At 64.9% G+C, this 14,331-nt stretch carries 14 protein-coding genes; 6 read left to right on the plus strand and 8 right to left on the minus strand.

Going from position 1 to position 14,331, the window contains the following annotated elements:
- Positions 1-46: 46 nt before the first annotated feature.
- From EAT49_RS13315 to EAT49_RS13335, 5 genes are read right to left on the minus strand one after another with little or no spacing between them, the layout of a single operon-like run.
- Positions 47-1,573, minus strand: a complete 1,527-nt coding sequence (locus EAT49_RS13315) for a UxaA family hydrolase (RefSeq protein ID WP_123642779.1) — start codon at positions 1,571-1,573, stop codon at positions 47-49.
- Positions 1,570-2,580, minus strand: coding sequence for a zinc-binding alcohol dehydrogenase family protein (locus EAT49_RS13320; RefSeq protein WP_221181463.1), 1,011 nt, complete (start codon positions 2,578-2,580; stop codon positions 1,570-1,572). The genes EAT49_RS13315 and EAT49_RS13320 overlap by 4 nt, the downstream gene beginning before the upstream one ends.
- A complete protein-coding gene (locus EAT49_RS13325) occupies positions 2,577-3,356 on the minus strand; it encodes an ATP-binding cassette domain-containing protein (RefSeq protein WP_221181464.1) in 780 nt (259 codons plus the stop codon). The genes EAT49_RS13320 and EAT49_RS13325 overlap by 4 nt, the downstream gene beginning before the upstream one ends.
- A 59-nt stretch (positions 3,357-3,415) precedes the next feature.
- Positions 3,416-4,354, minus strand: coding sequence for an ABC transporter substrate-binding protein (locus EAT49_RS13330; RefSeq protein WP_123642780.1), 939 nt, complete (start codon positions 4,352-4,354; stop codon positions 3,416-3,418).
- A 45-nt stretch (positions 4,355-4,399) separates the two neighbouring features.
- Positions 4,400-5,434: an ABC transporter permease gene (locus EAT49_RS13335; RefSeq protein WP_221181465.1), complete on the minus strand. Its 1,035-nt coding sequence runs from the start codon at positions 5,432-5,434 to the stop codon at positions 4,400-4,402.
- Positions 5,435-5,569: 135 nt separating this feature from the next.
- Here EAT49_RS13335 and EAT49_RS13340 point away from each other — a divergent pair, with 135 nt between their 5' ends.
- Positions 5,570-6,472 carry a GntR family transcriptional regulator gene (locus tag EAT49_RS13340; RefSeq protein ID WP_123642781.1) on the plus strand — a complete coding sequence of 301 codons (903 nt, stop codon included), beginning with the start codon at positions 5,570-5,572 and terminating at the stop codon, positions 6,470-6,472.
- On the opposite strand, the gene EAT49_RS13345 is transcribed toward EAT49_RS13340, so the two are convergent.
- Together EAT49_RS13345 and EAT49_RS13350 are read right to left on the minus strand one after the other, a co-directional pair.
- Positions 6,464-7,426, minus strand: coding sequence for an aldo/keto reductase (locus EAT49_RS13345; protein WP_123642782.1), 963 nt, complete (start codon positions 7,424-7,426; stop codon positions 6,464-6,466). The genes EAT49_RS13340 and EAT49_RS13345 overlap by 9 nt on opposite strands.
- On the minus strand, positions 7,423-8,529 hold the full coding sequence (locus tag EAT49_RS13350; RefSeq protein ID WP_123642783.1) for a mannitol dehydrogenase family protein: 1,107 nt from the start codon (positions 8,527-8,529) through the stop codon (positions 7,423-7,425). The genes EAT49_RS13345 and EAT49_RS13350 overlap by 4 nt, the downstream gene beginning before the upstream one ends.
- Positions 8,530-8,918: 389 nt before the next feature.
- Between EAT49_RS13350 and EAT49_RS13355 the strand changes: the two genes are divergently transcribed.
- The 4 genes from EAT49_RS13355 (at position 8,919) to EAT49_RS13370 (ending at position 12,476) form a co-directional block, all read left to right on the plus strand.
- A complete protein-coding gene (locus EAT49_RS13355; RefSeq protein ID WP_185020751.1) occupies positions 8,919-10,592 on the plus strand; it encodes a Tad domain-containing protein in 1,674 nt (557 codons plus the stop codon).
- On the plus strand, positions 10,589-11,146 hold the full coding sequence (locus tag EAT49_RS21235) for a TadE/TadG family type IV pilus assembly protein (protein ID WP_281274733.1): 558 nt from the start codon (positions 10,589-10,591) through the stop codon (positions 11,144-11,146). The genes EAT49_RS13355 and EAT49_RS21235 overlap by 4 nt, the downstream gene beginning before the upstream one ends.
- Before the next feature lie 16 nt (positions 11,147-11,162).
- Complete coding sequence (locus EAT49_RS13365; protein WP_148078738.1) at positions 11,163-11,732, plus strand: TadE/TadG family type IV pilus assembly protein; 570 nt, start codon at positions 11,163-11,165, stop codon at positions 11,730-11,732.
- A gap of 222 nt (positions 11,733-11,954) precedes the next feature.
- Positions 11,955-12,476, plus strand: a complete 522-nt coding sequence (locus EAT49_RS13370) for a DUF421 domain-containing protein (protein ID WP_425459528.1) — start codon at positions 11,955-11,957, stop codon at positions 12,474-12,476.
- Here EAT49_RS13370 and EAT49_RS13375 read toward each other — a convergent pair.
- Complete coding sequence (locus EAT49_RS13375; RefSeq protein ID WP_123642788.1) at positions 12,473-12,889, minus strand: VOC family protein; 417 nt, start codon at positions 12,887-12,889, stop codon at positions 12,473-12,475. The genes EAT49_RS13370 and EAT49_RS13375 overlap by 4 nt on opposite strands.
- A 94-nt stretch (positions 12,890-12,983) precedes the next feature.
- Between EAT49_RS13375 and EAT49_RS13380 the strand changes: the two genes are divergently transcribed.
- The gene (locus EAT49_RS13380) at positions 12,984-14,273 is read left to right on the plus strand and encodes an O-acetylhomoserine aminocarboxypropyltransferase/cysteine synthase family protein (protein WP_123642789.1); all 1,290 of its coding nucleotides are present in this window, start codon (positions 12,984-12,986) and stop codon (positions 14,271-14,273) included.
- Positions 14,274-14,331 lie beyond the last annotated feature (58 nt).

Here is a 14,331-nt window from a genome sequence, read left to right on the forward strand (position 1 = left end):
TCCAGGAGCCCCACGGAACTGGTGACGCCCAGGACAGAGCGGTCGATTACATGACGGCGCCGATCTGCCACGGCACGAATTCGACTGCGCCGAAGCCCTGCACCTCGCTCTTGGTCTTCTCACCGGACGCGACGCGCAGGATCGTCTCGAAGATCTCGCGGCCCTTGGCCTCGATCTCGACGCCTTCGAGAATGTCCCCGCAATTGATGTCCATGTCGGGCTCCATGCGGCGCCAGAGGTCCGAGTTGGATGCGATCTTGATCCCCGGCACGGGCATGTAGCCCGACACGCTGCCGCGCCCCGTCGTGAAGGCGATGAGGTTGGCGCCCGAGGCGACCTGGCCGGTCACCGAACAGGGGTCGTAGCCCGGAGAATCCATGAAGACGAAGCCGGGCTGGTCGATGGGCTCGGCATATCTGTAGACCCCTGCGAGAGGAGCGGTCCCGCCCTTTGCCACGGCGCCGAGGCTCTTCTCGAGGATCGTCGTCAATCCTCCACGCTTGTTGCCGGGCGACGGGTTGTTGTCCATCTCGCCGAAATTGCGGGCCGTGTAGTCTTCCCACCAGTCGATGAGGTCGATCAGCTTGCGCCCCGTTGGCTCGTCCACGGCACGACGGGTCAACAGGTGCTCGGCGCCGTAGATTTCCGATGTCTCCGAGAGGATGCTCGTGCCGCCGTTTCGAACCAGCAGGTCCGAGGCGTGGCCGAGCGCAGGGTTCGCGGTGATCCCGGAATAGCCATCCGACCCGCCGCACTGCATCCCCAGGACGAGGTGCCTTGCGGGGGCGGGCCTGCGCACGGCCTTGTCAGCCTCGGACGCAAGCTCGCGGATGATGTCCAACCCCCTGCGAATAGTCGCTGCCGTTCCGCCTTCCCCCTGGATGGTCATGTATCGAAAGCGGGCCTCGTCCTTCAGTGCCGCACGCCCCACCAGATCCGGGACCTGCATGACCTCACAGCCCAGACCGAGCATCAGGATCGCACCGAAGTTCGGGTTCCGGGCGTATCCCGCTAGTGTGCGAAACAGCGTTTCGTAGCCTTCGCCCTTCCCCGCCATGCCGCAGCCGGAGCCGTGGGCGATCGGCACGATACCGTCCACATTCGGGAATGCGTCCAACACGGCCCGGCCTGCCACCTCCTCGGCGATGAACCGCGCGACCGAACCCGAGCAGTTCACCGAAGTCAGGATGCCGATATAGTTGCGGGTCCCGACCCGGCCCGAAGGACGGTGGTATCCCTCGAAACGTCGCGGCGCGTCGACGGGCACGAGGGCCCGCGCGTCACTGGCGAATGCGTAGTCGCGGCTGTGGTCGCCCATACCAAGATTGTGGACATGGACGTGACCGCCGGCGGGAATATCCTCGAAGGCAGTTCCGATGATTTGCCCGTATTTGAAGACACAGGCACCCTTTGGGATCGCCTGCGAAGCCACCTTGTGCCCCGCGGGGATCGGTTCCAGCGCAGACAGGCCATCGGTCAGCACTGTGCCGGGCTCCAGCGCGCGAAGGGCAATGAGAACATTGTCAGTCGCGCCAAGGCGGACCCAGTCGCGAATACCGGAGACAGCCGTCATGGCGTCACCAGCACCTTGACCAGATGATCGCGGTCCGTGACCAGTCCGGGAAAGCGTCCCGGCAGATCCGCCAGCGAGACCACTTCGGAAGCGATCGCATCCGTCGGGACTTGGCCCGCCCTGATCGCTGCGATGACCCGTTCGAAATCGGACTTCAGTGCATTGCGGCTGCCGATGATGCGCGCCTCCCGCTTGTGGAATTCCGAATCCGAGAAGGTGATGTCGTCCTTGACGACGCTGACCAGAACCGCGCTGCCACCGTGGGCCAGCAGGGGAAAACCGGCCTCGATCGCTCGGGCGTTGCCCGTCGCGTCGAACACCGCATCAAAGCCCTCCGCCAGTTCGCCACTGACGATCGCGTCGCCTGGCTTGTGGCATGCGGCGAAACCGAAACGGTCTCGCGCGATGGCGAGGCGGTCGTCACTGACATCCATGATGTGGACCTCTGCCCCGGCGAGGCGGGCGAAAATTGCAGTTCCGAGTCCGATCGGCCCCGCACCGGTCACGAGGACGATGTCCCCCGTTCCGACCTCTGACCGCGCCACGGCGTGGGCTCCGATGGCGAGAAACTCCACCATCGCGGCCTGCTGAGGGGTCAGGCCGGTGGCGGGATAGACGTTGTCCCGGGGTACCGCGATCCGGGCGCACATGCCTCCGTCGCGGTGCACGCCGAGCACCTCGATCCGTGCGCAGCAATTGGGTTTGCCGCGACGGCAGGGCCGACACTTGCCGCAGGACACATACGGGTTGACAACCACCAGCGTCCCGGCCTCCGGCCCCTCTGCCAGAATACCGGACAGTTCGTGACCGATGACGCGGGGATACTCGAGGAACGGGTGCTTGCCCTCGAAGATGTGGTAATCGGTCCCGCAGATGCCGATCGCCGCGATATCGACGAGGACCCAGCCCTCGGCGGCCTCCGTCGGGTAGGGCCGCGCCTCCAGCGCGAGCTCCCCGGGCTGAACGCAGACTGCGCAGGCCATCGTGTCGTTGATCGCAACTTTCATTCCGCCCGCTCCAAGAGGTTGCGCGCCGACCAGTCGGCCGGAAGTTCGCCCTTGATGATGAGGCTCAGAACATCGTCCTTCGTCACCTCGTCGATGGCGTGCGAGCCCACGACCCGCCCCTTGTTCATGACCACGACCCTGTCGCAAAGGTCGAACACGTCGTGCATGTCGTGGCTCACGAGCAGGATGCCGAGTCCCTCATCCCTCAGTTTGAGGGTAAGGTCGGCGACCATCTTGGTCTCCGAAGGGCCGAGCGCGGCGGTCGGCTCGTCCATGATCAGGATCTTCGTGTCGAAATAGATGGCACGCGCGATCGCGATCACCTGGCGCTGACCCCCCGAAAGGCTCGAAACCGGATCGCGCAGGTTGGTGAAGTTCGGATTGAGCCGGGCGAGGACCTTGCGCGCCGCCTCCAGCATCCGCGGCTCGTCGAGATTGCCGAACCGGGTCTTGAGTTCGCGCCCGAGAAAGAGGTTCGCCGGAGCATCTAGGTGGTCGGCCAGCGCCAGCGTCTGGTAGATCGTCTCAATCCCGACGGCCCGAGCATCGTTCGGCTCCTGGAACTCGATCGTCCGCCCCCCGACCCGGATCTCGCCGCCGTTCGGCTGCATCGCACCGGCGAGGATCTTCATCAGGCAGGATTTCCCGGCACCGTTGTGGCCGAGCACGCCCACCACCTCGCCGGGATAGAGGTCGATCGAGACCTTCTCGACCGCGCGAACGCCGCCGAAATGCTTCTCGATGTCGATCATTTCGACCAGAGGTGACTGGTTCATCGTTCGAAACCTCGACGACTTTGGAGTGCCGGGGGGCATGACGCCCCCCGGCCGCTCGTTCAGTACAGGACGTTCTGGGCTTCGTCGCTGTCGATGTTCTCCGCATCGACCATCACGACACCGGTGTTGATGAAGTCTTCGACCTCTTCCCCGTTCAGAATGTCGATCACGGTCTCCACGCCCATTTCGCCCATGGCGAAGGAGCCCTGGACCGCGATCGCCTCCAGCACACCGTCCCGCACGAATTGCTGCAGGTCCTCATTGCCGTCAAAGCCGAGCGCGACGAGATCGCCGGCACGGCCGGCCTGGACGATGGCACGTCCCATGCCCACAGCGGTCGGTTCGTTGGCGCCGAAGATGCCCACCAGGTCGGGATTGGCCGAGAGCACGTCCGTCGTCTGGTTGAGCGCGTTCGCCATCTGGCTCTGGGAGTAGTAGGGGCCCACGATCTCGAGGTTCGAGTTGGCCTCGATGTAGTCTACGAAACAGCCGACCCGGCCGATCTCGGAGCCGACGCCGGCGACGTAGGACATCACGGCGATGGAGCCTTCGGTGCCCGCCTCGGCGATCATCCGTTCGGCGACCAGTTCGCCCGCGGCGCAGTTGTCGGTGGACAGGAAGGCCTGGTAGACGTCTTCGAAGCCGTCGGCCAGGGCCCCGTCGATAAGGACCACCGGAATGCCGGCCTGGAAAGCGCGCTCCACCGGCGGGCCGAGCGCCTCCGGATCCGACGGCGCCAGGACGAGGCCGGCGACACCGCGATTGATTGCGTTCTCCACCATGCTCACCTGATCGGCGATGTTGCTCTCGGCTGCAGGGCCGTCGAAGCTCATGGTATAGCCGTCGGCATCCGACATGGCGGCCGAGGCGCCCCTGTTCACGTTTTGCCAGAAGTTCGAGTTCGTCGTCTTGACGATAACCGCGATCTCCTGTGCCTGTGCGGCTCCCGCGGCCAACGCAAGTGCGGATGCAGCGAGGGCAAGGCTATGGCGTTTCATGGTTGGTTCCTCCCTTTCTTGAAAGCCTGGGGTCGGCGCATCGGATCAGTTCCGATTGCGCATCTGGTCGATCCAGACCGCGCCGATGACGACGAAGCCGATCACGATCTGCTGGATGAAGGCGGAGACGCCGGACATGTTCAGGCCGTTGCGCAGGATGCCGATGATGAAGGCGCCGATCATCGTGCCGGAAATCGTGCCGACCCCGCCCGACAAAGACGCGCCGCCGATCACCGCCGCCGCGATGGCGTCGAGTTCGTACATCACGCCCTCGCTGGGCTGTGCAGTGACGAGGCGCGACATCAACACGTTGCCGGACAGCCCGGCCAGCGCTCCCGACATGGTATAGGCGTAGAGTTTCGTCCGATCGGTACGAACACCGGACAGCCGCGCGGCCTCCTCGTTCGAGCCGGTCGCGTAGATATGGCGGCCGATCTGGCGCCGCCTAAGAAGATAGGCCGCCCCGATGGCGACGATCAGCAGCAGGATTGCGGGATAGGGGATGCCCGGAAAGATCACCGTCGGAAAGCCGTTCGGCTGGGTCTCCGTGATCCGGAACAGCGCACCGTTGCCGAGTTGGCCAAAGGCGCGCCCGAGTCCGGAGATCGGTGCGGCCCCCGTGATCTGAAGCGCGAGCCCGCGGGCAATGAGCATCATGCCGAGTGTCGCGACGAAGGGCGGGATCCGCAGCTTGGTGATGACGATCCCGTTGAAGCCGCCACAGGCCGCGCCGGTCAACACCCCCACGGACATGGCCGGGACAACCGGGATGCCCGACCGCACCGCAAGTGCGCTCATCACGCCCGAGAGAGCCAGAACGGATCCCACCGAGAGGTCGATGCCACCGGTGATGATGACCATCGTCAACCCTATCCCGAGCAGCCCGATCACCGAGGTCTGCAAGAGCACGGTCAGGGTGTTGTTGACGGAAAGGAAGTGCGGGCTTGCGAGCGAGAAGCCGAGAATCAGCAGGAACAGCGTCAGGATTGCCGAGAGCCGCTGCATGTAGAGAAAACTCGCCTGCGCGTCCGGCAGACCCGCGCGACCGCCGATCCGCGTGATTCTCCAGGCTTCCGGCATCACGCTCCTCCCAAGCACTCTGCACTCAATAATTAAAGACTGTTACGGGCGGCCTTGTCTTTGGTCAAATGTTTTTAATAATATCAATCATCGAGGTTCTGAACCAAAGGGGTTCAATCGACGGAGGGTACGGGCTTGGCACGCACGGACGCACGCTACAGGGAGGCCTACAACACGCTGCTCGACTACTGCGGACGGCTTCAGGTCGGTGGGGCTGTCCCTTCGGAAAGCGAGCTCGCCGATGTCGCCGGTGTCAGTCGGACCGTCGTGCGCCGCTGCCTCGCCCGCCTCGAAGAGACGGGAATCATCTCCTGGAACGGCCGCCACAAGAGGTTGTTGAAAAGGCCGGCCAATGACGACCGGCTGGAGTTGCTGGGCGACCGCACGGCGGCCGAGGATCTGGAACAGCGCTTTCTCGAATGGGTGCTACGCTTCGACGTGCCCGCCGACACGCCGCTCTCCGTGGCGGAGCTTTCGCGCATGTTCTCGGTGCCTCAGCATGAGCTGAAGGAGTTTCTGGCGGGTCTCAGCCGGTTCGGCCTCGTCGCGCGGCGACCCAGGGGCGGATGGATGCTGCGCGGGTTCACCAAGGAGTTCGCCGTGGAGCTGTCCGATTTTCGCAAGGTGCTCGAACTCAACGCCGTGCGCATCGCCACCGACGCCCCGGTCGGCCATCCAATCTGGACGACCCTGTCAGAGCTGAGGCACGCGCATCTGGACCTCAAGTCGCGCATCAAGACGGATTTTCACGAGTTCTCCAAGCTCGACGAAAGGTTCCACGAGGCGATCAACTCGGTCGTGAGCAACCGGTTCATAGCCGAGTTCCAGAAGGTCATCTCCCTGATCTTTCATTACCATTTCCTCTGGGACAAGGCGGACGAACAGGAGCGCAACGCAGCCGCCATAGAAGAGCACCTCGCCATCATCGACGCACTCGAAGCCCGCGACCCCGATGGAGCAGCAAAGGCGGCGGAGAAACATCTCAGGACGTCCAAGACGACATTGCTGTCGTCCCTTCGCTACCACGAGTTAGGCTAGTGCGGCCTCGGCCCCCTCAGGCAGTTCCTGCGCCAGCGCCGCAAGGTTCCGCTTCAGCGTTCCGACTTTGGCCGTTCCGAGGAGCACGGACGCAACGGACGGCTGTCGCCTGGCAAAATGCAGCGCCGCGGTGGCCAGAGACAGTCCGAAGGCATTGGCGCGGCTCTCGAGGTCGGCGACCCTGTCGAGAACATCCTGCGGCGCAGGTCCGTAATCGAAGGTCGCGCCCGGCACGGGCCCGGTGGCGAGGATACCGGAATTGAACACTCCGCCGAGAACGAGGCTCGTTCCCTCCGCGCCGCACCGCGGCAGCAAGGCCTCGGTCGCGCTCCGGTCCAGCAGCGTCAGCCGGCCTGCCAGAAGGATGACGTCGATCGGCCCGAAATCCATGACGTCGAGGCAGACCTGGCACTCGTTCACACCCAGCCCGAACGCCCCGATGCGGCCGGTTTCCTTCAGTCTTCGCAACCGTTCGTAGCCTGAACCCAGAAACGCCTCCATGTGCGATGCATTGCCGGTGCCGTGCGTGTAGGCGCCGATGTCATGAACATAGAGGATGTCGATGTATGAAACCCCGAGGCGGCCGAGGCTCTGTTCGAAGCTTTCCTCGATGCCGTCGCCGGAATAGTCGTAACGCACATCGTTCTGGGCCGGGTTGACGAAACCGTCCACCTCGGCGATCGGCTCGACCGCGGGGCGAAGGACCCTCCCGACCTTTGTCGAGATCCGGGCCCCGTCCCGCGATGCCAGGAAACGTCCGAGCCGCACTTCCGAAAGACCTCTGCCGTAGTGCGGTGCGGTGTCGAAATACCGGATACCGGCTTGCCAAGCGGCCTGCAGGGTCTCCATCGCGGCGCGATCATCGACCTCCCGGTAGAGATTGCCGATGCTGGCACAGCCGAAAGCGACCTCCGTGACCTCGACATCGGTGCCTGCAACCCGGTTCGTCTTCATGCCGCTTCTCCAGCCAACGCAGCCTCCAGGAGGCGCTTCTCCGTCCGATCCCCATTCCCGCGGGCCCAGTCGATGAACGCCCCGATGCGTCGCTGCAGCTTTTCGACGTGGTTCTGGGCGATGTCGTCCAGGCGGTGTTCCAGAAACGGGTTCGCGAACCGTTCCAGGGTGACCTCCATGTAATCCTGCAGCCCGTCGGCCTCCCCTGCCGCCTGGAACGCCGGCAGGACCTCTTCCGCGTAGAGCGCCCGCAGGCGGTCGACCCATGCGGGATCGGCCATGACATCCCGGACATGGGTCGCCCCGCTGCGATCGCGCGCGAGCCATTGGGAAACGATCCAGGTATGTCCGAGATTGAGGACGAACAGCTTTCGTCGGGCGATCGGGCCAAGGTCCGCGACGACGTCGATATCGCGGTGCTCGCAGGGCAGCACCAGTCCCGCGCGGTTCTCCACGGCCCAGAGAGCGTAGGGTTCTGCGACCGCGCCTGCCGGCTCGATGGCCTCCGAGACGATCCGATCGACCAGCGAATTCACCCATGTCACTTCCTCGGCGAGCCAATCGCGATAGCTCCGGTCCTGGCCCGTCGCCGCGTCGAGGACCAGACCGCGCAGGACGTCGCCGTTGGCCTGGACAAGCTCGGTCGGCATGACCTGTGGCGCCTCACGTCCCGTTTCGTACCGTTGTCGAAGCAGGTGAACGAGCTTGGCGGGATAGGACATCGCCGGGTCGAAACGGTCGGCGCTGTCTTCGGACCGGGGGCGAAATCCGGCGTCGGCCGTGTTCGAAACGATGACGGTGGCCTCCTCCGCCAGAACGCGCGAAACCTCCGTGACTTCCGCGGCAAGCGACATGGTCCGGGTGACGCTCCTGACGGTCACGCTCTCATCGACCCGGACCCCGTTCCGCAGCCCGCGCACCTTGACCTCGTAGCCCTGTGCCAGTGCTTGCAGGCGCCGGGCCCGCGCGGCGTCCCCACTGCTCTGGACCACCGTAATCGGCCCGAGCGCTCGACCTTCCCTCATCGCCTCGGCCACGAACAGATCGACATGGGCCTGAAGAAACCGGCTTGTCCCGAATTGGACGATGGGTGTCGGTGACATGGATCGCGCTCCCTCGCTCGGGTTTTTATTATTTTATGCCAAACGGACCTTCAACCGCAAATGGAAGACCGTCGCAAAGGGAACCGACGCCCTGATCGCCTGCGAACGCGAACCCATCGAGCGGGACCACCGAAGGTCGGCTTCACCACCGCCGCGACGCCCAACTCGACAAACGCTGAAAAGACCATGGCGAAGACCCCTGGAAGCAGGCGGGAACCCGGCGCTCGACCCGCTGACAGAGCCCTGTCAACCAAGGTCAGATATTCTTATCCGGGACGTGATCCTGCGCCAATTTTGCCATGATCCCCGGGTTACGTCGTGTCATGAAAAAAGTTCATGATTCACTGCGAGATGCCCTGAGGGCGCTTCCGCAACGCGAAGACGGGTCGTTGACGATCTTCTCGCTGTTCATCTTCGTGCTCATGCTGATGATCGGCGGGCTCGCGGTCGACGTGATGCGCGCGGAAGGTCGGCGTATCGACCTTCAGGCCGCCATGGATTCCGCCGTGCTCGCGGCCGCCGACCTGGACCAGATCCGCAATCCGAGAGACGTGGTGCTGGACTACATCGATCGGGCGGGCTTCGACGCCGACGAAGTTCAGGTCACCGTCAGCGAGAGCCTGAACGGCAGAGAGGTGTCCGCTCTCGCCGAACTGACGACCGGCACGTATTTCATGAGGCTCGTCGGCATTGAAACGATCCAGACCGCTCTCGGGTCATCGGCCCGCGAGCTGATCAGCGATGTCGAAATATCTCTGGTCCTCGATATATCCGGATCCATGCGGGATTCCGGCAAGATGGACAACCTGAAGGCCGCAGCCCAGACGTTCGTCCGGACAACGCTGCGCGGCGATCTTGCGACCCGCACGTCGATCAATCTCGTGCCTTATGCAGGTCAGACCAATCCCGGCCCCATCGCATTCGACTATCTCGGCGGCGTGCGCCTGCCCGCCGGCATCCCGCCCGGAAACCATGTTCCGACCTGGCCACAAGCCATTTCAAACATCGTGCTCTATTACGATACCAATGGCGACGGGTCGATCGACGCGGCGTTCAAGGTCGAGGGTTTTCCCCAGAACGCCCCCCGCGATGCCGACCAGTTCCTGGGATCGCTGGATGCGGCCTTGCGCAGCGACTATCCTGCGCTGGCGGCGGCCACCGTGGTCGGTGTGTCGGTCAAGGGCGGCAAAGCCACGACAGCGTTCTACCGGATCCAGGACAATCCGAACGGTCCTGCCGCCGATGCCGGACCGACGGACAATACGGGACCGCTGTCACAGTACGCGACGTCGGCCGAGCGCTCGTACAACAGCATCGACTGGTCGGCAGCGCCCTTGCCACCGGCCGCGCCGAGCTCCTGCATCGAGATCGCCCGGAGCGAGTTCAACTCCGCCGGGCTGCCGGACGCCGATACGCATGCCCAGGTCCCGCACTTCATGTACTGGGACATCGCGGCCAACGTCATGGACTGGGGATGGTGCCCCGAGGACGACACGGCCATCCAGTATGCGCAGAACGACGAGGACGCCCTGACCTCGTTCATCCGGAACATCCGCATGCATGACGGAACCGGGACGCATTACGCCATGAAATACGCGCTGGCCCTTCTGGATCCCGGCTCCCAGCCGCTGTTTCAGGAACTTGCGGACCAGGGCGAGATCCCCGCGGAATACGCGGACCGGCCTGCCGCCTGGGACAACGAGGACAGCCGCAAGTATGTGGTCCTGATGACGGACGGGCAGATCACCGAACAGTTTCGTCCGGTCTATCCCCTTGCCGCCCTGAACTGGACTCAGGAACTCCAGCGGCAGCCGAGCAGGAACAGGACTCAGATTACAAGCCGCAACCAGAACCTGTCGGACTTCTACAAGGCCTGCGACCAGGCCCGCGAGAACGGGGTCATCGTCTTCACCATCGCCTATCAGGCCCCGAGCAACGCGCGCACCGAGATGCGGAACTGTGCGAGTTCGCCGGCACACTTCTTCGATGTTTCCGGCGGCGATATCCGCAACGCCTTCAGCGCCATCGCGGACCAGATCAACCAGTTGAGGCTCATCCAGTGACCAAGGGCAGATGGGCGACCTCGGCAACCGTCGCCCGGGCCGCTCTCAGGCGGCGCATCGTCTCCGAGGACGGGAATTCGACGATCGAGTTCGTCTTGCTCTTTCCCCTCCTCTTTACCCTTTTTCTGATGTCGGTCGAGGTCGGGGTCCTGACCACGCGCGAGGCAATGCTGGCCCGCGGCACGGATCTGACCGTGCGCGACCTCCGGCTGACCACCGGCGAAACACCTGATGCGGAGGAATTGCGGCGGCGCATATGTGAGCGGGCCGCGATCATTCCCAATTGCATGGATCGTCTCATGCTGGAGCTCGAGGCCCGCCCGCTTGCCGACTGGTCCGGTCCTCGCCCGAGCGTGCGCTGCGTCGATCGAACGCACGACCCCGACCCGGTCACCACCTTCAGGCCCGGACTGCAGAACCAGCTCATGGTCGTCCGGGTCTGCGCCCTGTTCGAGCCGCTCTTCCCGGCGGCCAGTCTCGGATTCAGCATCGCTGGAGAGCGCGGATTGTACGGCATCACGACGGTCGCGGGGTTTGTTCATGAACCGGAATGATCCCGCCAACCCTGGCATGTGGCATCGGCTGAAGGTCTTTCGCTCGTCCGAGTCGGGCAGCCAGTCGGTCGAGGCCGTCATCATCCTGCCCCTCCTGTTCTGGGCAGTTACGGCCACACTGGTCTATTTTGACGCCTTCAGGTCCCGCAATGACGCAGCCAGGGCAACCTTCACTGTGACCGATCTGATCTCCCGGGAAACCGGGCCGGTCGACGCGGCCTACCTGAGGGGCGTTCAGCATGTGATCGGTCAGCTGAGCGGCAGCGCGACCGATCCGCGGGTCCGGGTCACGTTGCTGCGGTGCGTCGCCGACTGCGACGACGAGGCTCGACGTGAACTGGAGGTCGTCTGGTCGCGGGCCCGCGGAGGGCTTCCGGAAATCCGTCAGGACCAGACCGCGCAAGACGGACTTCGCGCGCGCATCCCCGCAATGTCCCAAGCATCCAGCGTGATCATGGTCGAGAGCGAGATCGACTGGGTCCCCTGGTTCAACGTCGGCTTGCAAGCGCGTCCCCTTGCCAGCACCGTCGTCATGCGCCCCCGGTTCTCGCCCCAGATATGCTGGGAGACCTGCGAAAGATCGTGACGAGGCATCCCACCCTTGCCTCTGCCTTGGGCATACGACTTCGCCGCACAGTCAGTGTCCCGTAGTGCGTCCCTTCCATTCCTTCGAAAGGACCGCACCGTCAAACTGCGGGACCCTTGGGGGCACCTCGGGTCGTAGCTTCCGTCACCGCCTGATGTTCGGGGAGTAGCTTCACGGCAGGATGCCCTGCCGCCGGACCTTTTCGGGGGCCTGCCGGGTTGCCTGCCCATGGCGGAGTGGATCTTTCACGGCTGGGAACAGATCCTGCGGGTGATCGTGGTGGGCGTGCTCGGCTACGCGGCGATGGTCCTGATCCTGCGCGCCTCCGGCAAGCGGACGCTGGCGAAACTCAATGCCTTCGACCTCGTGGTGACCGTGGCGCTGGGTTCCACCCTTGCCAGCATCCTGTTGAGCGAGACCGTGGCGCTATCGGAAGGCGTCGCGGCCATCGCGACGCTGGTCGCTTGCCAGTATGCCGTCGCCCTCGCCTCGGTCCGCTCGCGGCGGCTGGCGCGGCTGGTGCGATCGGAGCCCGAGCTCCTGCTGCGGGGCGGCGAGATCTGTCCCGGCGCCCTCCATCGCGCCCGGGTGAGCGAGGCGGACCTGCGCGCCGTGCTCCGCACCGAGGGCGTGGCCGACCCCGGCGACGTGGCGGCGGTGATCCTCGAAAGCGACGGCACCTTCAGCGTGATCGAGAGCGGCACGCCGGGGACGGGAGAGCTGACCGAGGGGATGCTCCGCTAGCGGGCGAAGATCGCCTCTTCCGTCATCCCCTTGACCTCGATCGGGTTTCCCGCGGGATCGCGAAAGAACATCGTCCTTTGCTCCCCAGGCTCGCCCTCGAACCGCACCTGCGGCTCCAGCACGAACTCCGTCCCCGCGGCGCGCAGCCGATCGGCGAGCAGGGTCCAGTCCGCCACCCCCAGCACCACGCCGAAATGCGGCATCGGCACCCTGTGCTCGCCCACCAGCCCCGTGGCCGCGGTGGCGAAGGGCGTGCCGAGATGCAGCGAGAGCTGGTGCCCGAAGAAGTCGAAATCGACCCAGGTCTCCGTCGAGCGCCCCTCCCGCGCGCCCAGAACGCCGCCGTAGAAGGCCCGGGCGGCCTCCAGATCGTCCACATGGAAGGCGAGATGGAAGGGGGGCACAGGGGACATGGGGGCGCCTCGTCGGGTCGGCAGACAGGGTTGACGTTGTGCCGGGGCCGGGCCGCGGCTAAGCCTTGCGCACACGAACACGAGGGAGGCCCAGATGTCCACCGACCGACCGATGTCCTTCGACACCGCGCAGATCCATGCCGGTGCGAACCCCGACAGCGCCACCGGCGCGCGCCAGACGCCGATCTACCAGACCACCGCCTATGTCTTCCGCGACCACGACCACGCCGCGGCCCTCTTCAACCTTCAGGAAGTGGGCTACATCTACTCGCGGCTCACCAACCCCACCGTCTCGGCGCTCGCCGACCGGATCAACGCCCTCGAAGGCGGGGCCGGCACCGTCTGCTGCTCCTCGGGTCATGCCGCGCAGATCATGGCGCTCTTCCCGCTGATGGGACCGGGGCGGAACATCGTCGCCTCCACGCGCCTCTACGGCGGGACGGTCACCCAGTTCAGCCAGACCATCAAGCGCTTCGGCTGGTCCTGCACCTTCGTCGATTTCGACGATCTCGATGCCGTGAAGGCGGCGATCGACGAGAACACCCGCGCGATCTTCTGCGAGTCCATCGCCAACCCCGGCGGCTACATCACCGACCTGCCCGCCGTGGCGAAGGTGGCCGACGAGGCCGGACTGCCGCTCATCGTCGACAACACCTCGGCCACGGCCTATCTCTGCCGCCCGATCGAGCATGGCGCCACGCTCGTCGTGAACTCGCTGACGAAATACATGACCGGCAACGGCACCGTCACCGGCGGGTCGATCACCGATTCGGGGAAATTCGACTGGATGGCCTCGGACAAGTTCCCCTCCCTGAGCCAGCCCGAGCCCGCCTATCACGGCCTCACCTTCGGCGCGGCGCTGGGGCCGATGGCCTTCACCTTCCACTCCATCGCCATCGGCCTGCGCGACCTCGGCATGACCCTGAACCCCCAGGCGGCGCATTACACGCTGATGGGTCTCGAAACCCTCAGCCTCCGCATGAGGAAACACGTCGAGAACGCTGAAATCGTTGCGAACTGGCTGGAAAAGCACGACGCCGTGGCGCGCGTGACCTATGCCGGCCTCGACAGCTCGCCCTACAAGGCGCGGGTCGCCACGGTCTGCCCAAAGGGCGCGGGCGGCCTCTTTACCTTCGCGCTCAAGGGAGGCTACGACGCCTGCGTGAAATTCGTCAATGCGCTCAAACTCTTCTCGCATGTTGCGAACCTTGGCGATGCGCGCAGCCTGGTGATCCACTCGGCCTCCACCACCCACCGACAGCTGACCGAGGCGCAGCAGGTCGCGGCGGGCGCGGCCCCGGACGTGGTGCGGCTCTCGATCGGCATCGAGGACCCCGAGGACATCATCGCGGATCTCGAGCAGGCTCTGGCCCAGATCGGCTGACACCCTTGCCGGGGGCCCGTCCGGCCCCCGGCGTTCCTCAACGGCTCGTTTACCGGTT

Origin of the sequence: Histidinibacterium lentulum (assembly GCF_003789055.1) — a bacterium.
Taxonomy (GTDB): domain Bacteria; phylum Pseudomonadota; class Alphaproteobacteria; order Rhodobacterales; family Rhodobacteraceae; genus Oceanicola; species Oceanicola lentulus.